The organism is uncultured Psychromonas sp. (assembly GCF_947489755.1).
Classification (GTDB): domain Bacteria; phylum Pseudomonadota; class Gammaproteobacteria; order Enterobacterales; family Psychromonadaceae; genus Psychromonas.
The window spans coordinates 170,767-195,541 of sequence record NZ_CANLFB010000002.1; the positions used below are offsets into that span (position 1 = coordinate 170,767).

Sequence of the window (24,775 nt, forward strand, 5' to 3'; positions counted from 1 at the left end):
GTAGTATGACAAGGCTGGAAATTTTAAATGATAGCGTTAGGTTTCTAAATAAATTCAAACTAAATCCTTATAGTATAAACATTATTGTGGAAAGTGACTTTTCGACTGTAGCATTACTACCTATAAAGTGTGAGCTATATTTTCCAAATAAAGAGCAAATAAATAGCAAGATTATGTATAAAAATCGCACGAACCGTTCAAAAAAGGTCCATTAACTGGTTTGGCAATGAGCAGATGAGTAAAATACCATGTGATTATTGTTGATAAGGTGTTGCTTTTCGAATATTTGAGGGTGGTTTTTTTAATCGTATATGACGGGCTTTTATGTATCGATGAATTATTTGAAATGAAGATTAAAGTAAGTGAAGACACATGCTGCCTTCACTCTATCGGCTTTAAAGATAGGACTTTAATTGTTTTTGATTAAACCTAAATTGGCCGCGTGGAATCGTAAGTGCGATTCAATAAAGCTACTGATGAAATAATAACTGTGATCATATCCATCACGTATATTAAGCTGAAACACATTTAATTGAGCATTAACATTCGCAATAGCGGTTAAATTTTCTGGTTTTAACTGATCCTGTAAGAACGAATCGTTACTACCTTGATCAATTAAAATTGGTTGATGCTTTTCTTGTTGTGCTAATAATTCACAACTGTCATAGGCTTTCCAGTCTTCAATATTATCACCTAAATAAGCGTTAAAAGCCTTTTGTCCCCATGCACAATTAATAGGGTTGCAGATTGGGCTGAATGCACTGATTGATTGGTATAAATCAGGATTACGTAAACCAATGGTTAATGCGCCATGCCCCCCCATTGAGTGACCGCTGATCACACGTTGTTTAGTCACTGGGAAGTTAGCTTCTATCAATTGCGGTAATTCGTTAACGATGTAATCGTACATTTGATAATGCTTATTCCATGGTGCTTGTGTCGCGTTCAGGTAAAAACCAGCCCCTAAACCAAGGTCGTAAGCTTTATCTTTATCATCAGCCACATTCTCGCCGCGTGGGCTAGTATCTGGTGCAACAATCGCTATGCCCAATTCTGCCGCTAACTTTTGTGCGCCAGCTTTTTGCATAAAATTTTCGTCGCTACAGGTTAAGCCTGATAACCAATACATAACGGGTACTGGGTTACTGCTGTTTGCTTGTGGCGGTAAATAGATAGCAAAGCGCATTTCGCAATTAAGTACACTTGAAGAATGGGTGTATTGTTTATGCCAACCTTCAAATAGTTTATTACTGCTGATATTTTCAAGGATCATCATGTTGTCCCTATAAATGTGATTTAGTTTGAATGTAAGCCGTTCAGTTGGAGTTATTACTCGTATTGAAAATGGCTTAATTTGAAATGTAGCCAGATTAAGCTTGTATCGCTTAATCTGGCTAATCAGGTCACACTATTTATGGTCGAAGTGAATAACACTGCGGATACTTTCACCACTGTGCATTAAATCAAACGATTTATTAATATCTTCAAGTGGCATGGTGTGCGTAATAAAATCACTTAATTTGAATTCGCCTGCTAAGTATTGCTCAACAATGGCTGGTAACTCTGAACGACCTTTAACGCCACCAAATGCTGTTCCACGCCAGACTCGCCCTGTGACTAATTGGAATGGACGTGTAGAGATCTCTTTACCCGCGCCAGCAACACCAACAATCACTGATTCACCCCAGCCTTTATGACAACATTCAAGTGCACTGCGCATCACATCAACATTACCAATACATTCAAACGAGTATTCAACGCCGCCATCAGTCATTTCAACAATCACATCTTGGATTGGTTTGTCATGGTCTTTAGGGTTAATACAATCGGTTGCGCCGAGTTGTTTAGCTAGTTCAAACTTACTTTCATTGATATCGATACCAATAATCTTATTTGCGCCGGCCATTTTCGCGCCGATAATGGCTGATAAACCAATACCGCCTAATCCAAAGACGGCAACATTATCGCCTTTCTCAACTTTAGCCGTGTTTAATACCGCGCCCATACCCGTTGTGACACCACAACCTAATAAACACACTTCTTCAAGTGGTGCCTCTTTATTGACTTTAGCTAATGAAATTTCTGGTAATACTGTGTATTCAGAAAATGTAGAACAACCCATGTAGTGGAAGATAGGTTGACCATCTTTATAGAAGCGGCTAGTCCCATCTGGCATCACGCCACGGCCTTGCGTTTCACGTACTGCGCTACATAAGTTCGTTTTACCTGAAGTACAGAACTTACAGACACCACATTCAGCAGTATAAAGTGGGATAACATGATCGCCGACGCTCACACTCGTCACGCCTTCGCCAATCTGTTCAACAATACCACCACCTTCATGGCCTAAAATAACTGGAAATAAACCTTCAGGATCTTCACCTGATAATGTAAATGCATCGGTATGGCAGACACCAGAGGCGATTACTTTAACCAGTACTTCACCTTTTCTAGGCAGCATTACATCAACTTCTTCAATTACTAATGGTTGATTTGGACCCCAAGCAACCGCGGCTTTTGATTTAATAAATTTGTCAGTCATATCTACTCCAGTTATGTGTGTATTGCATTTTAATAGGTCTATTATATTTGTTTCTGTATTAATGATAATCTACCTAAAATGAAAATTACTTTTACCAGGTGGTAACAATGAAGTGGCAAGGCATCAACGAATTTGTGGCAGTAGCTGAAACTAACAGCTTTTCATTAGCGGCCAAAAATCTCAATATTTCTACTGCACAGGTGAGTCGTCAAATCACTGCATTAGAAAAACGCCTACAGGTAAAGTTATTTTACCGTACCACACGTAAAGTCTCGCTAACACAGGAAGCGCAGTTGTTTTATCAACATTGCCGTCATTTGTTAGATGGGCTAGATACTGCAGAGCAAGCCGTCACCAACCTACAAAGTAAACCACAAGGTAAAATAAAGCTAACGGCACCTGTCACTTATGGAGAGCAGAAAGTCTTGCCATTAATTAATGATTTTGTGGCATTGAACAGTGATATTGAGGTGATAACGGAGTTAACCAATAACCGAGTTGATTTAATTGATGGGGGTTTTGATATTGCTATTCGCCTAGGGCAGTTACAAGATTCAAGCCTAATAGCCAAAAAACTCAGTCAACGATCTAACTTTGTTTGTGCGTCTGAACACTATTTACAAAAACACGGTGAAGCACATTCACTGTCTGAGCTTAAACATCATAACTGTTTATTAGGAACACGCGACTATTGGCGTTTCACGGAGCAAAATAAAGAGAAGAACATTAGAGTTAAAGGGAATTTACGATGTAATAGTGGACTCGCCCTAGTTGATGCCGCCCTAAAAGATATTGGTATTGTGCAATTGCCTGATTACTACGTGCAATCCTATATAGAGTCAGGTCAGTTAGTGACGATTTTAGATCAGTTCAGAGAACCTGCGGAAGGGATATGGGCGGTGTATCCTCAGAATCGCTATTTGTCACCGAAGATAAGGCTATTGATTGATCACCTTGCGGAACATTTACAATAACATTGTCATTAATTAAGTGAGCTGTTGTTGGTGATTATAATAGAGAGAAAAGTGGTATTAGATTTTATTTAATATGATTAGTTGTATTTTAAAGCTTATATATTAAAGCTAAAAAAATAGCGACAGTCCAAGGGAAGAGTGTCGCTACAGAACTATTTACAAGCTCTAAATTTTATAATCAAGCTACTATTTATAATCAAGCTACTATAAGCCAGCTATTATAGCCAAATTACTATAACCAAGCTGCTATAGCCAAGCTACTATACCAAACGAATATAATTAAAGGGTAAACCTCTCTACTGAGCGGTTTAATGAAGCGGCTGAATCTTTTAAACCCTTAGCCATTGTTGAGTTGCTTTCAGCATTATCGAATGTGTGTTTAGACATATCGTTTAAAGTGACAATACTATTATTGATCTCTTCAGCGACGACCGTTTGCTCTTCAGCTGCGGTAGCAATTTGATTATTCATATCTTGAATTTCTTCTACTGAGGTATTGATAGCTTCCAATGCTAAATTAGCCTCATTAGATTTAGTGGCTGTTGCTTCTGCACTTTTTGAATTCGCTTCCATTAAATGTACTGAACGGCCAGCTTCTGCTTGTAAGTTAGCAATCACTTGTTGAATTTCATCAGTACTTTCTTGTGTTCTATTCGCTAAGTTACGTACTTCATCGGCCACTACCGCAAAGCCTCGACCTTGTTCTCCGGCTCGAGCTGCTTCAATAGCTGCGTTAAGTGCTAACAGGTTAGTTTGATCTGCCACTCCTTTAATAACGTCAAGAATGCTACCAATATTATCAGTCTGTTGAGCGAGTTTATTAATAACGACTTGCACATCTTCAATACCACTTAATAATGAACTGATATCACTATTCATTTCACTTACAACGGTCATTCCATTTTTTGAATGCTGTTTAGCCTCATTTGCTGAAGATGAAGCTTGTTGTGCATTTCTAGCAACTTCTAATACCGTGACTGTCATTTCATTCATCGCTGAAGCTGTTTGATCTAATTGATGCATTTGTTGTTGCGTCGTTTCTGTTACGCCATTCGCTGAATTTTCAATCCGTACAGAAGAGTCATTTACCGCTGTACTTGTTGTATTAATTTCACTGATTGTGTTTTTTAGTTGTGTAACCATAGCGAGGACGGCTTTATAAATACCTGTTTCATTTCCCGTTGTTTCGGCGTTTAGGGAAAGGTCTCCATTTGCTATTTTTTGGACAATATTCTCGATAGCTTTAGGCTCTCCACCGATTGGCAAGTACATTAGCTTAATAATCAGGGCGTAAGTAATCGTTAGCGCAATGACGATAAAGATGAAAGCAATGATGAGACTGGTATATAAGTTATCATTAGAGGCAGCATTGATGTTTTCTTGTGAATCCCAAGCCCATACATTCCAGCCTAAATTCTCCATTTTTGATGATGCAACAAAGTAATTCTCACCCTCATAATGATAATTTAAAGATGCTTTATCTAAGTTCTTGAGAGGCTCATAACTTGGGTGTGAAACAAACAGGTTATCGCCTAATAGCTTTTCATCTTTAGCAACTAAAACATACCCATCTTCACGAGAAACGTATATTTGCGAGTTATCCGATAATCCCTTAACAAAGTTAGCGATTGAGTTAACTTCAATATTAACGGCAAGTAATCCAACACGTTTACCTTCTCTAATAACAGGTACAGACATCGCGATAGCTGAATTCCCTTCACCGTTAGTGTAAACCTTGGTCATTACCTCATTTTCACCTTCAAAAATACGGACATACCATTCACGTTTCATTTCTTTTGCATTAACGTTAGGGACAAAACCATTTGCTAACGAAGCATAAATATCACCATTTTTCATGCCTATATGTGCGCCAAGAACATCAAAGTTATCTGCAATGGATTTAAGTGATTTTAAGGTTGCTACTTCATCTATTTTCTCATCACTCGTAATCGCGAGTTCTGCTGCAACGGCATGAAGAACATCAAATGTGCGACCGATTTTTTGTTCTACCGCTTTACCTATTACCATCGCATCATTTTTTAAACCACGATCATAAGTGTTCACTGATTCTGATTTGAAATTTATAAATCCAACAACGGATATCATTAAAACGACGATGGTGATTAACGACCCCATCAATAACATCATTTTTAACTTAACACTCATTAGGCATTTTCCTTGTAAAAAATTGATATGAAGTGCCAACACTATAGCTGTGTTTTTGCAGATAAACGAAATAAATATGTTCGTCCGAATAATATTTAGCTATTTCTTTATGAGTAATTTACGGTCTTATATCAATCGAATGGAAATTACTTAATATTATTGGAGAAATTGAAAGTGATTTTTGAATTTTTATAAACGATTTACAGCTAAGCGAATAGATAATGTTAACTCTGATATCATTTAGATTCTTTATGCTAATTATCTATCATTTATCGCTTTAATTATTTTTGCGGAAATATCCAAGACGTTAACCTGATCATAAGTTATGACAATATTGCGTATGTTAGATCGTCCTTTAATCGTTCTCTATTTATGTCTAGCCCCCTCTGATGTAACCCTAACTAATTGTTTTAAAGTATAAAAAATATAATTTTATTTTATAAATAATTAATTAACACCATAAAAACCATAAGCGCCATTGATTCATCGCGTTTAATTGTCTCGTCTCACATTTCCATTATTAGCCTATCAGTATGCTTACAAAATCAGTTCATTCATTTAACAAATAAAATACATTTATTTAACGCATCAATGAATATTAGGTTTTTACAAAGGATCTATTCTGATAATAAAAATAAAACGAGGGTAAGAGCTATTCGCTCAATACTTTTTATATTTAGGAAATAAGCAAAGGATGTAAGTTGATGATTAAATTAAAACAGCTTTTAACAAGTGCCGTGATTGCAACCACTACACTTCTCTCGGTTAACTCTGCGATGGCAGCAGATTATCCTCCTCATACTATTAATATGGTTGCGCCTTCAGGGGCTGGTGGCGGTTGGGATTTAACCATTCGTACCGTAGGTAAAGTGTTAAAGGATACAGGTATTGTTGATGCGAATATGCCTGTGGTGAATCGTCCCGGTGGTGGTGGTGCTGTTAACTTAGCTTACATGCAAACTCAAAAAGGCAAAGGTGATCTTATTTCAGTATATTCTCCGCCTATTTTGCTAACGAATCTAACGGGGCTGACTCAGTACAGTTATAAAGATACAACCCCTATTGCACGCCTTATCACTGACTATGCTGCTTTTGTGGTACCAGAAGATTCAAAGTACAAAACTATTAAAGAAGTCATGGACGCACTTAAAAAAGATCCTAAGTCGGTCAAGATTGGTGGCACATCTGCCGCAGGATCGATGGATCACATTCAATTCTTATTAGTCGCTAAAGCTGCGGGTGTTGAGAATCTTCGTAATATTGATTACATCTCTTTTCAAAATGGTAGCTTAATAGCACAAGCGTTGGGCGGTCATGTTGACCTTATCTCTACTGGTTTAGGCGATGTAGCGGGGCTTGTTGAAAGTGGTAAATTACATGCATTGGCACAAACGGCAGACAAGCGTATTGGCAGTGGCTTAATCGCGGATATTCCAACGGTAAAAGAAGAAGGCATTAACGTTACGTTTGAAAACTGGCGTGGTCTATTTGGCCCTAAAGATATGCCTGAAGAAGCCGTTGCATATTGGCGTGATGCTTTACAGAAAATGGTTAAAACAACTGAATGGAAAGAAGCACTGAAACGCAATGGTTGGGACAATGCTTACCAAAATGACCAAGATTTCAGTAAATTCTTAGGCAAAACTAACGAACAATATAAAGGATTAATTAAAGAAGTATTTGGTCGATAATCCTCCGGTATTAATAAGATGAAAGAGATGATTTATTTAAACAAGTAGGCACTCTTTCATTAAACAGGTTTGATATCAGTACTGAATTTTTATAAATCAATAACGATTCTATTTTAAAAACAATAATGCTTTGTGTAAAAAACAAAGCTGACTTCCTTATGATTATGCCAAGAAACAAAGTCGTTATAGCCACCGTTTCCATATTAACAATGCATAACTTAATAAACTCGATTATTTGCTAGAGGTGTAACGTGTCAAATATAAAATCCAATTGGGATGGCCTAACAGGACTATTTAGTATCACATTTGGTCTCGCATACGGAGGGTATGCATATAGCTTACCTCAGCCAATGTTTGGCAATCCATTAGAGGCTATTTTCTTACCGCTTGCGGTGTCTGGAATTGCTATTTTTATTGGCGTATTACTGATCATTACTGGTGGAGTAACGCCTTCAATAGTGGCTATCAAGGCATTATTAAATGAAAGCTCACAACGAAAAGAGGATCGCAGGAAAATAGCTATTACTTGTCTTATTTGCTTTTTTTACGCAATGTTATTTGAACATGTCGGTTACGTGATCAGTACTTCTTTATTTATGTTTTCGACGTTGACGGTGACCTGTGGTAAAAGTTTTTGGAAGAAAAGCGCGTTAATTTCAATTATTTTTGCTGTTGGTATTTTTATTACTTTTAATGAATTGCTGTCAGTTAATCTCCCACCATTCCCATTTTTTAATTAATAGAGCTGATCATAATGGATATTTTAACGAATTTAATGAATGGCTTTAGCGTTGCTCTTCAGCCTTATTACTTATTTTTAATCTTAGTTGGCGGTATTTTAGGGACTGTGATTGGCATGCTTCCGGGGCTTGGGCCTGCAACGGGTGTGGCTATTTTATTACCCATGACATTTTCAATGGGGCCAACGGCTTCACTTATCACCATGATGGGCGTTTATATTGGCGCTATGTTTGGCGGGTCTCGAAGCTCCATTTTAATTAATACCCCTGGCGATGGTGCTGCACTGGCTGCAACCTTTGATGGGTACCCCATGGCAATGAAAGGTAAAGCAGAATCTGCACTTGCCATATCTGCTATTGCGTCATTAATTGGCGGTACTATTGCGGCTATATTAATGACATTAATGGCAGAACCTGTTGCTGGTTTGGCTATTAAATTTGGCCCTGCTGAATACTTTTTATTAATGGTTGCTGCACTTTCTATGACGGTCTCTATGTCGAAAGGAAATATGCTGAAAGGTTTTTTATCTATGTGTATTGGACTGGCGATATCGACCGTGGGGATTGATGGACAGTCAGGTTTACAACGCTTTACTTTTGGAGTGTTAGAGCTTCAAACAGGTATTGATTTCTTAGTGGTTATTATTGGTATTTATGCTTTAGGTGAGGTATTTAAAAGTTTCCGAACCTTGAGTGAAGGAGGCAAAAAAGCACAAACTAAGTTTAAGCGAATTTGGATAAGCAAAGAGGAATGGAAGCGTTCAAAATGGCCAATTCTTCGTAGTGCACCTGTCGGCTTCATTATTGGCGCACTGCCTGGTGCGGGCGGTACGATGGCATCGCTGATGTGTTACAACAATGAAAAGCAACTATCTAAAAATAAAGAAGAATTTGGACATGGTGCGATTGAAGGATTAGCAGCACCAGAGTCAGCTAACAATGCCGCTTCTATTGGTGCGATGATTCCAATGTTATCACTGGGTGTTCCGGGATCTGGAACCACTGCGGTAATGATGGGCGCGTTATTAATGCTTGGCATTCAACCTGGGCCACTGTTGTTCGCCCAGCATCCTGATACAGCTTGGGGCTTAATCGCGAGTATGTTTGTTGCCAATGTGATTCTGGCTATTGTGAATATTCCACTTGCAGGTGTATTGGTGCGTTTGTTAGCGATTCCGCCAAAAGTACTTTATCCAATCGTACTCAGCTTAGCTTTTGTGGGGTGTTATGCGATCAGTGCTTCTGTTGTCGATTTCTACATCTTAATCATTTTAGGTGTTGCTGGTGTTATTATGGGGCGTCTTGATATACCGACTTCTCCAATGATTTTAGCGGCAATTGTTGGTGGTCAAATGGAACAATCTTTCCGTCAGGGTTATAGAATCTCGAACCAAGACTTAAGTGTTTTCATGGACTCTGGCATTGCTAAAGGCTTATTAGTCGTGGTATTACTTTCGATATTGTTACCTATTATTAGCGCTATTCGAGCGAAAGTCGCTGAAAGAAAGGTAGCCGCTTAAAATATCAGCTGCTCAAATTGTTAAATTAAACGATTACCCAAGTTGCCCAAATAACGTAAGTTGTAATGATGATGCGTTATTTGGGTTCTTTTTTATTTATAAAGTGAACCACTGTACTGTTCATATAAAACACTGTTTTTATTGAATAAGCTCCATTAAGCGGTAAGAGATAAACGCTAAAACGAGTAAAGTATCACTGTATTCACACTCATTTTGATTTAACATTTACGTTTCAAATGATTTACAAATTAAACTCACTATTTCTTACTCATTACTTTGTATTCACTTCGGTTAGACTTTATGAAAAATACTTTTCCTTCTTTCTTTAAATTGACCTTTCGCATTAAAATATTTTTATTACTATTTGGTCTACTTCTTCTGCAAATGCCAGTGATGGTATGGCATTTCGAAAGTACATTGTTTAAATCTATCAAACATCAAGTGGGCACTCGTGCACTTATCCAAGCTAAAGAAATTTCAAGTGATCCTGTACTCATTAAACAAATTGTAGCAAAAGACCTCGTCGCTCTAAATCTCAATATCAATCGATTATCAGCGATATCTGATGCCAGTTTTATTGTTATTGGTGATGAAAATGGTATTCGCTTATCACACCCAGTAGAAGATCGTATCGGTTTGCCAATGAGAGGGGGAGATAATGCTGGTGCACTAGAGCGTGGTGAGTCTTATATCTCCTTAAGGGAAGGTAGTTTAGGCTATGGAGTGAGAGGAAAGGCGCCTATTTTTGATAGTCATCATAATATCATTGGCGTTATTTCTGTTGGTTATTTACTGAACCGTTTTGATCAATGGCTTGATGTGTATATGACCCCCTTACTTATCGAGGTTTTCAGTCTGTTTGCACTGACCTTAGCCGCTGCTTGGGGGTTCTCCCATCATATTCAAAATAAAATGAATATGATGGAGCCTGAAGAAATTGCACTTGCACTGAATTTACAAAACACAATTTTAAGCTCTGTATATGAAGGTGTTATTGCGATTGATCGTGAAGGATATTTCCTCACTATGAACAAATCAGCCCGAAAGTTATTGGACGCTGAGTATGATATTAACTACCTAAAAACACGGAAAATCTTTGAATATGTTTCAAACTCAGAATTCTTTTTTCGCAAGCCACTGAATAAAAGCCTAAAAGATGAAATGATCAGTCTGAATGAACACCGTTTAATTGCTAACCGTGTTGCTATTTTTAAACAAGATGAATTGATTGGTTGGGTTGTTAGTTTTCGTGAAAAGAGTGATATTGACTCCCTTACCAATGAACTTACACAAGTTCAGCAACATACTGATAGTTTACGCGTATTAAGACATGAATTTTCTAATCGTTTAGCGACTATCTCAGGTCTCATTCAAATGGGAGAATTAGATGAAGTGCAGCAACTGATTGCACAGGAAAATACCAGTAAACAAAAATTGCTAGATTTCATCCATCAGCATATTCATTTGCCACAAGTCGCTGGTTTATTATTAGGGAAATCATTACGTGCAAAAGAGCTGAACATTTCATTGATGTTTGACTCAACTTGCCAACTTCACTCGCTTAATTCTAGATTAAGTGAAACTGAACTATGTGCAATCCTCGGCAATTTAATTGATAATGCCTTCGATGCCACCCAACATAATCCTGATAGTAACTGCATTGTTGACGTTTTAATCACTGATGCAGGGGACGATTTAGTGATTGAAATAAGTGATAACGGTACTGGTTTAGCACCTGATTTAATAGATGAAATCTGGAAGAAAGGCGTCTCCAATAAACAAGACAGTGATAACCATGGCATCGGCTTATATCTAGTACACCGTTATGTCACTCATGCCAATGGCTTTATATTGGTTGATAATGCAGAGCTACAAGGTTGTATTTTTTCTGTCTTTATCCCCAACAAATGTAAAAATAATCCAGTCAATATAGAAGGTAAATTAAATGAGTCTCATTGATGTATTAATCGTGGAAGATGATGCAAAAATTGCACAAATTCACAGCCAAATTTTACGTCAAACGCCTCGTTTTAACCCTATCGGGATTGCTGAAAATCTGCAAATGGCCAGAACCATGGTAAAAATACATAAACCGAATGTTATTATTTTAGATAACTATTTACCTGACGGTTCGGGCATCGACTTGTTTCGTGAGATCATTGCCGATAAAGCGACGCATAAAACCAATGTGGTGTTAATTACTGCTTCAGATGATATTGATACGATTAAAACGGCAATGAAGTTAGGTTGTTTTGATTATTTACTTAAACCCGTGTCATACGAACGCTTGCAAGAAACACTCAATCGTTATTTAACATTAAACACGGCAATGAATGCATACGATAATCTTGAGCAACGTCAAATTGATGAACTCTTCAATATTCAACTGCGTGACAAATACCAACAATTATTGCCGAAAGGAATAGAAAGCATTACGTTAGAAACAATTAAACGGGTTTTTTCTCAAAATGTTGACGTAAAGTTTACCGTTGATCGCTTAGTTCAAGAAACGGGTATTAGTAAAACGACGGCTCGTCGTTATTTAGAATACTGCTCTGCCAATGGTTTATTGGCCGCAGAAAATGAATATGGAAAGGTGGGAAGACCAGAAAGAGTGTATTTAAAGAAGAGTAGTTAAAATTTTAATGGTTAAACATTCAATAGTTAATCGTTGAATTGATGGAAATTAAAGGAGCAGAACCGAGTCCACTCCTTTAATTTCCATCAATTTATAAGCCTATATTTTATAAATTTAAACTATAAAACTATGTTGGAATCAGTCTTATTTTAATACGTTTTGAATCCAAGCTGCAATATCCACTAGCTGCTCTGCGACGACAGAATGCGGCATCGCATAAGATTGCCATTGTGCTTGATAACCTGCAGCCACTAATAAGGTATTGGCTTTCTTGCCTGCACTGATTGGCACAACTTCATCTTGTTCACCGTGATGTTGCAAAATAGGTGTTTGTTGGTTTACTGCTGATAGTTCGGTCGGTAATGCTTCTGGATTGGGTAGATAGCATGACATTGCTAAAATCCCCGCTAACTTTTGTGGGTATCTTAACCCAGAAAATAGACTGATCACGCCACCTTGGCTGAAGCCGGCTAATACAATTTTATCTGCTGCAATACCGCTATCAATCTGCTCTTGAATCAGTGCATGGAGGCGTTTCTCTGAAGCCATGACGCCTGTTATGTCAGCTCGGTTATGTAAATCCATGCTTTTAATATCATACCAAGAACGCATAACCGCACCTTGGTTAATGGTGACTGCTTGTTCTGGGGCATGCGGGAATATAAAACGGATCTGATGATCTTGAGGTAATTGTAATGCTGGCACAATAGGAGAAAACCCGGCGCCTGAATCGCCTAAGCCATGTAACCAAATAACACATGATGTTGCTTTTGAAGATGGATTAACGATTATTTTTTCTAAGGTTGCAGACATATATATTGACCCTGTATTTGTTTGTTGATGAGCTTGTGCTTTAGTTTATCTATTCGCTTATTTATTAACTTATCTATTCTCTTATCTATTAACTTCGATAGTGGTTAATTAAATAGTACGTTATTACTAGTCGAGTGGTAAGGCTGTTTTTTTCAATACTTCACGTAATACAAAGCTGGAATGCACGCCTGTAACACCTTCAAGCTTAGTGATGTGTCCTAATAGGAATTGCTCATAATGTTGCATATCGCGTACCACGACTTTTAATAAAAAGTCAGCAGATTGTCCGGTGACAATTAAGCATTCTAATACTTCCGGTAACGCCGTGACTGAGGCTTCAAAGTTTTCAAATCGCTCAGGAGTATGTCTATCCATACTGATACCAATCATGGCGGTGAGGTTTAATCCTAACGCGGCACTTTTTAATAGCGTGACATGTTTGTCGATAATGCCTGATTCTTCAAGTCGTTTAACACGACGAGAACAAGGGGTTGGAGATAAACCAATGCTATCTGCCAACTCTAAATTACTAATGCGGGCATTGCCTTGCATCAGTTGCAATATTTGTTTATCTATTCGGTCTAATTTTACGATTGATTGCATGGTTATTTCTCAATGTGTATTTAATCACTACGTTTCTTTGTATTTGTAGTTATTTGTTGCAATATTTTGCAGTTATAAGGCTAACTTTGCAACCATTCACTCATAATAATTCGCTATAGTTTACAGCATGAATAGCGAGCGAAGTTTCTTATCGGAAATGGGTGGCAATAACCTTATCATGCTGAGCCAACTCGCTAATTCGCATAAACTACGCTTTACTGTTGCTTTATCGTTATAATGATAACAATCATATCAAAAAATAGTTTTAGGGAATCTCTTATGCCAGTGAATAGCAATCAACCATCTAGTTTTAATCATAAAAAATACCGTGCTTTTGCGCCTATTCAAAAAACCGATAGACGTTGGCCTAACCATGTTATTAGTGTTGCACCTGATTGGTGTAGTGTTGATTTAAGAGATGGTAACCAAGCACTTATTGAGCCAATGAGCCCAAGCCAAAAACTAGAAATGTTTAAGCTATTAGTTGATGTTGGTTTTAAAGAAATTGAAGTAGGTTTCCCTGCAGCCTCTGCCCCTGACTTTGATTTTGTTCGCCAATTGATTGAAGAAGATTTAATTCCTGACGATGTAACGATTCAAGTATTAACACAAGCAAGAGAGCCGTTGATTGCACGTAGCTTTGAGTCATTAAAAGGCGCGAAGAAAGCGATTGTTCATTTATATAATTCAACGTCTACAGTGCAGCGTGAACAAGTTTTCAAAAAATCATGTGAAGAAATTAAAGCCATTGCCATCCAGGGTGCGCAATGGGTAAAAGAGATGGCTTCTCAACAGCCTGATACACGTTGGTCTTTCCAGTATTCTCCTGAAAGCTTTACGGGCACAGAAATGGATTACGCATTAGAAGTGTGTGATGCCGTGATTAATGTATGGCAACCAACGCCAGATAATAAAGTGATCATCAATCTACCTGCTACAGTCGAAGTTTCTACTCCGAACGTTTATGCCGATCAAATTGAATGGATTAACGATAATATCAGTCATCGTGAAGCCGTTAGAATTAGCTTACATACGCATAATGACCGTGGTTGTGGTGTTGCTGCTGCTGAGTTAGGTGTGTTAGCAGGTGCTGACCGTATCGAAGGGACATTATTAGGTAACGGCGAACGTACGGGTAACATGGATATCGTAACGATGGCGATGAATATTTATAGCCAAGGTATTGACCCTGAATTAAATTTATCTGATATGGACCGTATTATTTCTACGGTTGAACGTTGTACTCAATTAGCGGTTCATCCACGTCATGCTTATGCTGGCGAATTAGTCTTTGCGGCTTTCTCTGGTAGCCATCAAGATGCGATTAACAAGTGTATGAGTATTGATGCAGAGCAACGTAAAGAAGACCCTGATGCACATTGGCAAGTGGCTTACTTACCGATTGATCCGCGTGATTTAGGTCGTAGTTATCAGCAAGTGATCCGTATTAATAGTCAATCAGGTAAGGGCGGTGTCGCTTATGTACTTGAGCAAGACTACGGTATTCAAATGCCGCGTTGGATGCAGGTTGATTTTAGCCCGCATATTCAAGCGTTCGCTGAGAAAAGTGAAGCTGAAGTCGGGCCTCAAGTAATACATGATATTTTCTCAAGTACTTACTTAAATCCACAACATGCTGTCAATATTGAAAGCTACCAACTTAACCGCGAAGGTAGTATTGATACATTACAAGCGCAGTTGACAACACAGAACCAAACGCTTGAATTAAATGGTAAAGGTAAAGGTGTATTGGATGCCTTTGTGAAAGGCTTAAGCGCCGCTATTGGCCATGACATTGTATTAATTGATTACACTGAGCATGCTTTACCAAGTAAGTTAGGTTCTGAAAATGAACAAGCTGAAGCGATGGCTTATGTACAAATTAGTATTCAAGGCCACCGTTACTGTGCTGCCTCTAACTGCCACGATATCTTGACAGCCTCTATGCAAGCGGTATTGAATGCATTAGGTCGTAGTAATATCAATGTTGCGTCATCTATTTCATTATCTGCTTAAGCGTTTTAATGATTAATTGGCCATCAATAACTGGCCATAACTGATCATCACTATGGCTTCATGAAGCGTTAAATCATGAAGCTATAGTTATATAGTTATATAGTTACATTAATACTTTTTAATTAGGTAATGTAACTCACTCCAGTAATCAATTCTTCTTAATGAAACTTTTAGCTAAGCTGCTAAAATAAACTCCTCAAAAATTTCCTAAATTAAATTCCAGTCATTCTTTGATTAATTTTACTCATTAACACGATTTTATACTGCATCTATTTTTTATAAAAATAACCAGTATTTACATAACGTTTTGTCTTTTATTCACTTTTTACGTGGATCCTTACACGCAAGCTAAATCGCAGTGTTCTTACTTTTTAAAATACGATAAAAAATAAGTAGGATTAACAATCAATAAATGCAGAAAGAAGTAAACAATTTGTCTGATTGTTACCAAAGAGATATTGATAAAGTCACCCCTTAAAAGTAGAATGCGAATCATTATCGTCCAGGGAGGTTGTTATGTCTTATATCGTGGTGGTTAGTGATAATCTGCAAAGCAGAAGGTTATTAACACAAGTGCTTACTAAAGCTGCTTATCAGGTCACTTGCTTTAGTGATGTTAAAAGTACTTTAGCTCACTTACAGCAGCAGGGCGCTGATGTTGTGATATTAGATAATGAGTTTTCGAATGGTTCATTGACAGATATTTTCACTCCTAATACGCTATCTTCTCATGTTGAAAATGCTCATGAACTACCTGCTCACCTTTCTGAACATAAACGCGATGACTGTCATCAATTTGATGCTCACTTGGTCGCTAAAGAAACACGCAAATTAATTTCAACAATATGTAAACATTTTGCTACCCCTATCTTGTTATTGAGTGAGGCTGAAGACCAAGCAAATTTACTGGATAAGTTAAAAGCAGGTGCAGACCAATATCTTAATAAACCTTATTCAGAGCAAGCTTTATTGGTACATATAGAAGTTCTCTTACGTCGTGTCGCATTAGAAAAACAACGCGCAACATTTGATAATTGCACTGAACGTTTCTCATTTAAAATATCGCGTCTGCCATTAACAGAAACGGAAGTGCAGTTGGTGCAATATTTGAGTAAAAATGATGGTGATATTATCTCTAAAGCGACGTTGCAAAAAGAAGTGTTGAAACGAGAATTATCAGCTTTCGATCGGAATTTAGACGTTCATATTAGTAATATCCGCCGTAAAATGTGTAATGCGGGTTTATCCAAATTACACATAAAAACAGTCCATGGTAAAGGCTATGCTTTTAGCGAGAAAGTTGCACAATTGTCTTGCATGCTTATGTGTTTTTTATAATCTATTTAATTCACCCATACTTTTCCGATTCTATTAAGGTAATTTAATCATTAAGTTACCTTAATATAGTTGTTTTTTTAAGTTCCTTACTTTCTTTTAAATACTTCAGCCCTCCTTATTTTTGCTTATTAATTACACTCTCTTATTTTTCTTTAATAAATGTAAAGAATGTAATTTTGTTGTTATTGATAATTATTATCACGTATTTTTAGCGTGTGTTTCCATCAGTTAGTGTGATTCATCACTCAAATGGAATTGATAATAAACAGGCATTAATGCAAGGGATAAATAGGAAATGTTTAATAGAAGTCAGTTGTCTATATTAATAGGTGCGACGTTAGCCTCATCTGTAATTTATGTCAGTGCTGCTGAAAATACAGGTATCGAAGCCGATCCTGAAAAGTTAATGGTGGTAACTGGTGAGCGCGCTAACTATAAAGCGGACAGCAATACTGGCTCTATGCGCATGGAAATGACTCAACTTGAAACACCGGGGCAAGTTACGGTGATTGATGAGCAAATTATCGATGAACAACGTGCAACGAAATTAAGTGATGTATTAAAAAATGATTCAAGTGTTTCAGCATTAGGCGATAGTCGTAATCGTGAACGCTTCTCTTTACGTGGTTTTGAACTGAGCAGTAGCACAGGTTTCTTACGAGATGGAAAACAACATTGGTCTCATTACCGTCAACCTGTTGAATTATTACAGTCTGTTGAAGTATTAAAAGGTCCTGCCGGGTTGTTATACGGACAATCAGCACCAGGCGGTCTGATTAACATGGTGTCTAAAAAGCCAACGGCAGAGACACATGTTGTCTTTAGCCAAGACTTAGGTTCAAACAATTCTACTCGAAGCACACTGGATATTAGTGGCGCCTTAAATAAAGAAAAAACCTTACGCAGCCGCTTAGTGTTATCGCAACAAAATTATGATTCATGGCGTAGTTATAGTGATGGTTCATCACCTTCAACAGATCGTTTTGTAGGCGGTCTATTTGTTGATTACGATCTCAATGATGCTGTGACTCTTTCTGCACATTACGACCGTACAACAGATAATGGCGGTGTTGACTCTGGTGCTTATGTTGTTGCTGGTAAATCAGTTCTAGGTGACGAATACATTTGGGATACACAATGGTCAAATATCGATAATGAAGTTGAGAATGTCGGTTTTGGTGTTGATGCACAGTTAAATGATAATTGGTCATTAAACGTGAGCTATAACCATCAAGATTTTAAACGTCATGATGTCGAAAGTTATCCTGTTGAAACATCTTATGATGGAACAACGTATACACAAGCAGGCAGTGATCGTAGTGATAACTGGATTTTCCAAACGGCGAGTGCTGATTTAGTCGGTGAATTTGATACCGGTAGTATTGGTCATAAAGTCTTAATTGGCAGTAACTGGTTAGGTTATAGCTATGAGCGTGAGCAGTATTCATTAGTTGGCTCTACAACGACAGTCGGTGAACCAAATTCATCTGCTACGATTGATACAGATGCGAGTGTGAAAACAACTGATACAACTTATAATAGTTATGGTTTTTACGTTCAAGACATGATGACTTTTAATGACCAATGGCAAGCACTTGCTGGTTTACGTTATGACTTAAAAGTGACACCTGGCGATGATGGCGAATCAGATGAAAGATTAGATGCAATCGTACCTAAAGTTGCATTAATTTATCACCCGACTAGTGATGGTTCTATTTACTTAACTTACTCTGAAAGCTTTGAACCTCAGTCTGATGTATCAGACAGTAATGCAACCAATGACGGTGCGTCACTTGACCCAGTCAACGGTAAACTTTATGAGTTAGGTACTAAATGGGAATTATTGGATAAACAATTATTTGCTTCTGGTGCTATTTTTCAAATCACTGAAGAAAATTCAACGATTAATGTGGGTACAGCTGACTCTTATGAAGTAACACAAACGGGTGAACGTGTTCATCGCGGTGTTGAATTCGCCTTCCAAGGTAATATTACTGATGATTTGTCATTAAGTGGTACAGGTACGTATCTTGATGCTGAATACACAACAGATGCTAATTACCAAGGTAATCGTCCTGCTGATGTGCCTAAGTACGCTGCTAGCCTTTGGTCTCGTTATCAAGTAACTCATAATACAGATCTTAACTTAGGGGCTACTTATGTCGGTTCACGTTACGGGGATGCTGCAAATACCTTTAAGAAAGATGGTTATACTCGTTTTGATTTAGGACTTGCTCATCATTTTCAATATGATCAAAACCTAGAAATGGTATTTCGCGTTAACGTAGAGAACTTACTTGATACAGATTACTACGCTGGTGGTGGTTCAACGGGTGATGATTATGCTAGCAACGGAGCACAAAATGTTGTTGTTGGTGAAGGTCGTAACTTTATGGCCACGGTGCAAGTTCGTTATTAAAGTCATTTGATTTAATGATTTGTCAGTTCATCACTCATTTTTATTGTTGAGTTATTAACAAATGTAACGGCTAGGAAACTAGCCGTTTTTATTCGCTAAACCCATTATTATTAACACTGCTATTTTTTCTCCTTTTTAAATCCAACGCCTTATTTTTATTAACTTCCATCACTTTTTTAATTTGGATGTTTTTTATACTTCAAATGTAAAGATTGTAAGTTAGTTGTTATTGATAATTATTCTCATATAGGTTGTGCGCCTTTCTTAGACCATGAGTGTTATAGCAGGACAGATAACACGATAGTCACAATCAAATAATAATAAAAATAAATGCGTTGGAGCAATGGAATATGTTTAAGAGAAATCAATTAGCGATATTAATAGGGGCAATGTTTGTCTCATCAAATATTTATGCCGATACCACAGATAATGAGGCAGCTGATCCTGAAAAATTAATGGTAGTGACTGGTGAGCGTGCTAATTATAAAGCAGATGCGAATACCGGCTCTATGCGAATGGAGATGACACAACTTGAAACACCAGGACAAGTAACGGTACTTGATCAACAATTAATTGAAGATCAAATAGCGACGACGTTAGGTGACGTATTAAAAAATGATGCAAGTGTGTCTACTGGTAGCTTAAATAATAACTTCGAACGTTTTTCTATACGTGGTTTTGATCTCAGTACTAGTACGGGTTACTTACGTGATGGTAAGCAACATTTTTCATATTACCGACAACCTATTGAATTATTAGACTCTATTGAAGTGTTGAAAGGGCCTGCTGGCTTATTATATGGGCAATCAGCACCCGGTGGTTTAATTAATATGGTGTCTAAAAAACCAACTAAAGAAACGCATATTGTTTTTAGTCAAGACCTCGGTTCTGACAATGAAACGCGAACTAGTATAGACGTAAGTGGTTCGTTAAATGAAGAAGAATCATTACGTGCACGTTTGGTTTTATCTCAACACAACTATGACTCTTGGCGTAGTTACAGTGATGGATCAAGTCCATCAACGGATCGTTTTGTAGGTGGGTTATTCGTTGAATACGATATCAATGACGATGTCACTGTTTCTGCTCATTATGATCGTACAACTGATGATTCTGGTGCTGATTCTGGCTCTTATATTGTTGATGGTGAAGCGGTACTTGGCGACGATTATATTTGGGATGCTCAGTGGGCGAATACGTCAATTGAAGTTGAAAATGTTGGGGTGGGTATTGCTGCGCAACTTAATGATACTTGGGCTGTAAAGGCGAGTTTTAATAATCAAGATTACAAACGTAACGATGTAGAAAGTTATCCCGATGAAACGACTTACGATGCTGATAGTGGAACATATTCACATGCAAGTTATGCCAGCGATCGTACTGATAACTGGATTTTTCAAACGGCGAGTGTTGATTTAATTGGTGAATTTAAAACAGGTAGTATTGATCATACATTATTAATTGGTACAAACTGGGTCGGTTATAGCTATGAACAAAGTAAATATACACTCTCTGTTGAAGACACGACAGTAGGTGAAGCAACAGCCGCTGCTACTTATTCCGATACTGCGTCAACGAGTAGCAGTAAATATAATTCTTATGGTTTATATGTACAAGATATGGTGACCCTTAACGAACAATGGCAAGTACTTGCTGGTTTACGTTATGACTTAAAAGTGACACCTGGCGATGATGGTGAAGCAGATGAAAAGTTAGATGCTATTGTGCCTAAGTTTGCTGTTATTTATCATCCTGTCAGTAATGGGTCTATTTACTTAACTTATTCTGAAAGCTTTGAACCACAATCAGATGTGTCAGATAGTTCAGCGACGAACTTTGGTGCAGAACTTGACCCTGTCACTGGTACGCTTTACGAGATCGGTAGTAAGTGGGAGCTAATGGATGATCAACTATTCTTGTCTGGCGCTTTATTCCAAATTACACAAGAAAACTCAACCGTTGACTCTTATTACTCTGATGGTACTTATGAAGTTGCACAAATAGGTGAACGTGTACACCGAGGTGCAGAGATAGCTTTCCAAGGTAACTTAACTGATGACCTATCATTAAGCGGTAGCGGTACTTACCTTGATGCTAAATACACCGTCGATGAAGATTACCAAGGGAATCGCCCTGCTGATGTACCTGAATTCTCTGCTACGCTATGGTCTCGCTATCAAGTAACAGAAGATACTGATGTGAATTTAGGCCTTATTTATGTTGGCTCTCGTTACGGTGATAAAGACAATACGTTTAAAAAAGACGCTTACACACGTTTTGACGCTGGTATTGCACATTCTTTTCAATATGACCAAAACTTAGAAATGGTTTTCCGTTTCAATGTTGAAAACCTATTAGATACTGACTACTACGCTGGTGGATCGACAACTAATGGTGATTACGGATTGAATGGTTCACAAAATGTAGTGATTGGCGAGGAGCGTAATTTTAGCGCTTCTGTACAAGTACGTTACTAATTGATAAATAAGTAAATAATAACGGAACTCGCTGTTCAATATAAGCTACTCAATAATGTGCACATTTCAATTGTTGAGTAGCATTTTAAAATTAACTAAAAAGTAAGAGTGGCTATATTTCGTCTATTTTACTATTGATATTGACGACGAAAAATTAATTAACGAATATTTTCGTCTGATATGTTAACTGAATTATTATTTTTAACTGTTTGTATTTATTGCCTTTTATAATTTATTAATGATAATTTCAAATTGATTTTATTTATTAAAATGGATTTTTCATCTTTATTTTCATATTTCAATGGTTAAAAATTTTAATCCTCTATTATTTAACTCCAATCGCTCCTTCTATTTTATCTTTTTAACAAATGTAAAGAATGTAATTTTATTGGTATTGATAACTATTATCACTAGAATCCACTTCCAGATTTTCCATCTAACTTTTTTATAAAAAGTTCAATGGAATGATAAATAAATTATCGATGAGTATTTAAAACGACAAATTATATGTGTCGTTTTAAGCGTATTGAAAATAAATACAGTTACGTACTTAAGTTTGTTGTGGAAACTTATCTAAAAGGAAATATTAGAAGATGTCTAACCAGTTTTTTAAAAAACCAAAATCAATGACTAACCTAGCAGTTGGATCTGCATTAATTACAGCTTTATCTCCTGCTTCATTTGCTGCGGATGTCGATTCTGACGTGACTAAGTTGGACGTAGTAACGGTAACCGGTCAGTCTGAGCAAGGCATTAATGCCGTCGATAATACCGCAACAAAAATGAACTTATCTTTGAAAGACACAGGCCGCTCTGTTGTAAAAGTCACAAAAGAACAAATCGAGGATATGTCTGCAGAAGACGTTAAAGATATCGCCGAGTATGCAACTAGCATCAATACCAGCAGTTCTGCGGATCGTAATGTGATTATCCGTGGCATATCAACAAATCTTGATAACTTTATGGTGAATGGATTACGTTCACTTCAAGGTGGTGAAGCAGGCTCAGGTTCTCGTTCTCCTAGTACTTATAACGTAGAGTCTGTGACCATACTTAATGGTTCTGATGCTATTTTATATGGCTCAGGTGTGGGTGGCGGTATGGTGAATGTCATTACTAAAAAACCTCAAGAAGAATCAGAAACGACATTAGGTTTAAAGACACGATCTTATGTGTCTGGCGATACGGCTAACTTTAAAAGAAATCAAGTCTCAGTCAGCATTGATTCAACCGGTGAGTTAGTGGCCGATAAAGTGTTATACCGCGTCAATGCTGAATTAACCCCTGAAGGTGAAGAGTTTCAAAATGGGCGTTCTACAGATGAGCAAGCTATTGATGCCTCTTTAACTTTTAAAGTGGGTGAAAACACACGCATTACACCACGCTTTGAATATGTTAACCGTGAGACGACGGGGGGCAGTAGTTATGGTGATGGCATTGTCACTACTAATTTTGCAAACGGAACACTAGGCGATACCACAGATAGTTTCGGTAGCATTATTAATCGTAGTTTTTATTATGGTAGCCCGTTAGACAAAGGTGCTAATAAATCAACTACTTTTGAATTAAGCGCTGAACATCAATTACAAAATTGGACGTTAAATGCAACCGCTGCAGCGGTAAATACTAAATCAAGTGCGCAAGATCTGTATGCCAGCAATAGTAGCGGTTTAGGTAATGTAATTGGTGATACAACATTAGAGAGAAAGTGGGTTTATGCTCAAGGAGAAGACCAATACTTTTTACTTGATACCAATGCTGAAGGGAAATTTGAAACGGGTATTTTTCAACACCATTTATTAACGGGTATTAATGTTCGTAATAAAGAAGTTAAATTTATGCGTAACTTCCAAGATAATGATGATGCAATTGGTAATAATACAATTAATGTCTATGACCCAGATGATCAAATCTATACGTTAATGCCTGACTCTTTAAAAGATGGCAATTATTCAACAACAATCGATAATGAAATCAACTTATACTTAAAAGACCGAATCAGTCTTGGTGATTTCACGTTAGCGTTAGGACTAGGTTATACAAAATTTAAAGGTGAAGAGACAAGTTCAGATGACTCTGATTATGATCAAAGTACTTCTAACTTTATCTATGATGCAGGTGTCGTTTATAAATTGACACAAGACGTGAATTTATTTGCATCTTATAGCCAAGCTTATGAACCGATTGATACGTCGACGTTAGTACAATATGGGCAAGATGGTGTTAGCTATGATCCAGAAGAAAGTGATAACTATGAACTGGGCTTCAAAGGTGACTTTTTCGATGATAAGTTAAGCACCAGTGTGACATTATTTTATATTAATACTAAAAATCAAACTGAGTATGAAACGATTGATGGTGATAGAGCGTTAGTGCAACGTTCAGGTGAAGCGTTCAGATCGACAGGGGTTGAAGTTAATGCGTTAGTTCATATTACTGACCAAATTTCTAGCCGTATAAGTTACGCATACACTGATGCGTCTGATACCTCAGGTGATGATAAAGGTGTGCAAGCAGATTACACGCCTTATAACTCTCTTTCTATTTGGAATAGTTATAAGATGGATAGCGAGCCAGTTCGTTTCGCATTAGGTATGAGAGCTGAGTCAGGTAGTAATGATGGTGATTACAAAGTACCTGGGTATGCTGAATTTGACTTCGGAACTTACTATGAACTAGAAAACTGGGATATCTCATTAGTTGTTCGTAATATGTTTGATAAAAGTCGAGTTGCTTCAACACCAAACTGGGTGTTGGCAGAAGGGAATGACCCTCGCTCTCTTAACTTAAACTTTAAATACCGCTTATAAGTTTCTTGTTATAAAGCACTCAATAGTA

At 37.4% G+C, this 24,775-nt stretch carries 16 protein-coding genes; 11 read left to right on the forward strand and 5 right to left on the reverse strand.

All coding sequences use genetic code 11. The features are described from left to right. Positions 1-409: 409 nt before the first annotated feature. On the reverse strand, positions 410-1,273 hold the full coding sequence (gene fghA / locus Q0794_RS01980; RefSeq protein WP_298939885.1) for an S-formylglutathione hydrolase: 864 nt from the start codon (positions 1,271-1,273) through the stop codon (positions 410-412). 135 nt (positions 1,274-1,408) lie between these two features. Next, a complete protein-coding gene (locus Q0794_RS01985) occupies positions 1,409-2,542 on the reverse strand; it encodes an S-(hydroxymethyl)glutathione dehydrogenase/class III alcohol dehydrogenase (protein ID WP_298939816.1) in 1,134 nt (377 codons plus the stop codon). A 107-nt stretch (positions 2,543-2,649) separates the two neighbouring features. Between Q0794_RS01985 and Q0794_RS01990 the strand changes: the two genes are divergently transcribed. After that, entirely contained in the window at positions 2,650-3,516 is an 867-nt protein-coding gene (locus Q0794_RS01990) for a LysR family transcriptional regulator (RefSeq protein WP_298939818.1), read from the forward strand. A gap of 279 nt (positions 3,517-3,795) precedes the next feature. Here the strand turns inward: Q0794_RS01990 and Q0794_RS01995 are convergent, their stop codons facing one another. Beyond that, the gene (locus Q0794_RS01995; RefSeq protein ID WP_298939819.1) at positions 3,796-5,682 is read right to left on the reverse strand and encodes a methyl-accepting chemotaxis protein; all 1,887 of its coding nucleotides are present in this window, start codon (positions 5,680-5,682) and stop codon (positions 3,796-3,798) included. Positions 5,683-6,386: 704 nt separating this feature from the next. On the opposite strand from Q0794_RS01995, the gene Q0794_RS02000 reads away from it, so the two are divergent. From Q0794_RS02000 to Q0794_RS02020, 5 genes are all read left to right on the forward strand, one after another. After that, positions 6,387-7,373: a tripartite tricarboxylate transporter substrate binding protein gene (locus tag Q0794_RS02000; protein ID WP_298939820.1), complete on the forward strand. Its 987-nt coding sequence runs from the start codon at positions 6,387-6,389 to the stop codon at positions 7,371-7,373. A 251-nt stretch (positions 7,374-7,624) separates the two neighbouring features. Beyond that, the gene (locus Q0794_RS02005; protein ID WP_298939822.1) at positions 7,625-8,113 is read left to right on the forward strand and encodes a tripartite tricarboxylate transporter TctB family protein; all 489 of its coding nucleotides are present in this window, start codon (positions 7,625-7,627) and stop codon (positions 8,111-8,113) included. A gap of 14 nt (positions 8,114-8,127) precedes the next feature. Beyond that, entirely contained in the window at positions 8,128-9,633 is a 1,506-nt protein-coding gene (locus Q0794_RS02010) for a tripartite tricarboxylate transporter permease (protein WP_298939824.1), read from the forward strand. A gap of 300 nt (positions 9,634-9,933) precedes the next feature. Continuing rightward, the gene (locus tag Q0794_RS02015) at positions 9,934-11,592 is read left to right on the forward strand and encodes a sensor histidine kinase (RefSeq protein WP_298939826.1); all 1,659 of its coding nucleotides are present in this window, start codon (positions 9,934-9,936) and stop codon (positions 11,590-11,592) included. Then, positions 11,579-12,271 (forward strand): response regulator, encoded by a 693-nt coding sequence (locus tag Q0794_RS02020; RefSeq protein WP_298939828.1) that lies wholly within the window; start codon positions 11,579-11,581, stop codon positions 12,269-12,271. The genes Q0794_RS02015 and Q0794_RS02020 overlap by 14 nt, the downstream gene beginning before the upstream one ends. A gap of 144 nt (positions 12,272-12,415) precedes the next feature. Here the strand turns inward: Q0794_RS02020 and Q0794_RS02025 are convergent, their stop codons facing one another. Beyond that, complete coding sequence (locus Q0794_RS02025) at positions 12,416-13,084, reverse strand: alpha/beta hydrolase-fold protein (RefSeq protein ID WP_298939830.1); 669 nt, start codon at positions 13,082-13,084, stop codon at positions 12,416-12,418. Positions 13,085-13,210: 126 nt separating this feature from the next. Continuing rightward, positions 13,211-13,678, reverse strand: coding sequence for an Lrp/AsnC family transcriptional regulator (locus Q0794_RS02030; protein ID WP_298939886.1), 468 nt, complete (start codon positions 13,676-13,678; stop codon positions 13,211-13,213). 288 nt (positions 13,679-13,966) lie between these two features. Here Q0794_RS02030 and leuA point away from each other — a divergent pair, with 288 nt between their 5' ends. From leuA to Q0794_RS02055, 5 genes are all read left to right on the forward strand, one after another. Then, a complete protein-coding gene (gene leuA / locus Q0794_RS02035; RefSeq protein ID WP_298939832.1) occupies positions 13,967-15,703 on the forward strand; it encodes a 2-isopropylmalate synthase in 1,737 nt (578 codons plus the stop codon). Between the two features lie 516 nt (positions 15,704-16,219). Continuing rightward, positions 16,220-17,041 (forward strand): response regulator transcription factor, encoded by an 822-nt coding sequence (locus tag Q0794_RS02040; protein ID WP_298939834.1) that lies wholly within the window; start codon positions 16,220-16,222, stop codon positions 17,039-17,041. 295 nt (positions 17,042-17,336) lie between these two features. Then, entirely contained in the window at positions 17,337-19,460 is a 2,124-nt protein-coding gene (locus Q0794_RS02045; protein ID WP_298939836.1) for a TonB-dependent siderophore receptor, read from the forward strand. A 350-nt stretch (positions 19,461-19,810) separates the two neighbouring features. Further along, positions 19,811-21,937 carry a TonB-dependent siderophore receptor gene (locus tag Q0794_RS02050; protein ID WP_298939838.1) on the forward strand — a complete coding sequence of 709 codons (2,127 nt, stop codon included), beginning with the start codon at positions 19,811-19,813 and terminating at the stop codon, positions 21,935-21,937. A gap of 593 nt (positions 21,938-22,530) precedes the next feature. Further along, positions 22,531-24,747, forward strand: coding sequence for a TonB-dependent receptor (locus Q0794_RS02055; protein ID WP_298939840.1), 2,217 nt, complete (start codon positions 22,531-22,533; stop codon positions 24,745-24,747). Positions 24,748-24,775: the final 28 nt, after the last annotated feature.

Coding starts and splice junctions, on each gene's coding strand:
- fghA (WP_298939885.1), bottom strand. CDS start 1,273: ATGATCCTTGAAAATATCAGCAGTAATAAACTATTTGAAGGTTGGCAT.
- Q0794_RS01985 (WP_298939816.1), bottom strand. CDS start 2,542: ATGACTGACAAATTTATTAAATCAAAAGCCGCGGTTGCTTGGGGTCCA.
- Q0794_RS01990 (WP_298939818.1), top strand. CDS start 2,650: ATGAAGTGGCAAGGCATCAACGAATTTGTGGCAGTAGCTGAAACTAAC.
- Q0794_RS01995 (WP_298939819.1), bottom strand. CDS start 5,682: ATGAGTGTTAAGTTAAAAATGATGTTATTGATGGGGTCGTTAATCACC.
- Q0794_RS02000 (WP_298939820.1), top strand. CDS start 6,387: ATGATTAAATTAAAACAGCTTTTAACAAGTGCCGTGATTGCAACCACT.
- Q0794_RS02010 (WP_298939824.1), top strand. CDS start 8,128: ATGGATATTTTAACGAATTTAATGAATGGCTTTAGCGTTGCTCTTCAG.
- Q0794_RS02015 (WP_298939826.1), top strand. CDS start 9,934: ATGAAAAATACTTTTCCTTCTTTCTTTAAATTGACCTTTCGCATTAAA.
- Q0794_RS02020 (WP_298939828.1), top strand. CDS start 11,579: ATGAGTCTCATTGATGTATTAATCGTGGAAGATGATGCAAAAATTGCA.
- Q0794_RS02025 (WP_298939830.1), bottom strand. CDS start 13,084: ATGTCTGCAACCTTAGAAAAAATAATCGTTAATCCATCTTCAAAAGCA.
- leuA (WP_298939832.1), top strand. CDS start 13,967: ATGCCAGTGAATAGCAATCAACCATCTAGTTTTAATCATAAAAAATAC.
- Q0794_RS02040 (WP_298939834.1), top strand. CDS start 16,220: ATGTCTTATATCGTGGTGGTTAGTGATAATCTGCAAAGCAGAAGGTTA.
- Q0794_RS02045 (WP_298939836.1), top strand. CDS start 17,337: ATGTTTAATAGAAGTCAGTTGTCTATATTAATAGGTGCGACGTTAGCC.
- Q0794_RS02050 (WP_298939838.1), top strand. CDS start 19,811: ATGTTTAAGAGAAATCAATTAGCGATATTAATAGGGGCAATGTTTGTC.
- Q0794_RS02055 (WP_298939840.1), top strand. CDS start 22,531: ATGTCTAACCAGTTTTTTAAAAAACCAAAATCAATGACTAACCTAGCA.